Genomic DNA, 525 nt, shown 5'->3' on the forward strand with positions numbered 1-525 from the left:
GAAGCCCGTGGCCCAACCACCTTGTGTGGGGGGAGCGGTCGAAGGTGGGGCCGGCGATTGGGACGAAGTCGTAACAAGGTAGCCGTACCGGAAGGTGCGGCTGGATCACCTCCTTTCTAAGGAGCACCAGCTGGCCTGTGTGGATCCGCCCCTCCGGGGGTCGGTGCGCGGGTCGGTGGCCACTGTTGGCAGCGAGTGTCTGTCAGGTGGCTGCTCATAGATGTGGAGCACTGGCTACTCAGCCTGTCGGCTGTGCGGCTCGGTCGGTACCGCCCTTCGGGGAGTGGGAAGACCGGGTGCTGGACGACTGGCAGGTTGGACACGCTGTTGGGTCCTGAGGGAACGGGCTTTGCCCGGTGGCCTCGGACTGCGGGACCAGTCGCCGCTTCACTCGTAATGAGTGTGGCGGTGCTGGTGGGCCCGGTTGTTTTTTGAGAACTGCACAGTGGACGCGAGCATCTCTGGTGAGGGCTTCGAGATTCTGCCTTTCGGGGTGGGGTTGAGGGTTCTCATCTGCGATTTGTT

1 rRNA gene is annotated in these 525 nt (G+C 63.4%); it reads left to right on the forward strand.

Going from position 1 to position 525, the window contains the following annotated elements:
- Positions 1-116, forward strand: a 16S ribosomal RNA gene (locus tag ABFX46_RS43380); the annotation flags it as partial.
- Between the last annotated feature and the right edge of the window lie 409 nt (positions 117-525).

The organism is Actinomadura chokoriensis, assembly GCF_039529475.1.
GTDB classification, from domain to species: Bacteria; Actinomycetota; Actinomycetes; order Streptosporangiales; family Streptosporangiaceae; genus Spirillospora; species Spirillospora bangladeshensis.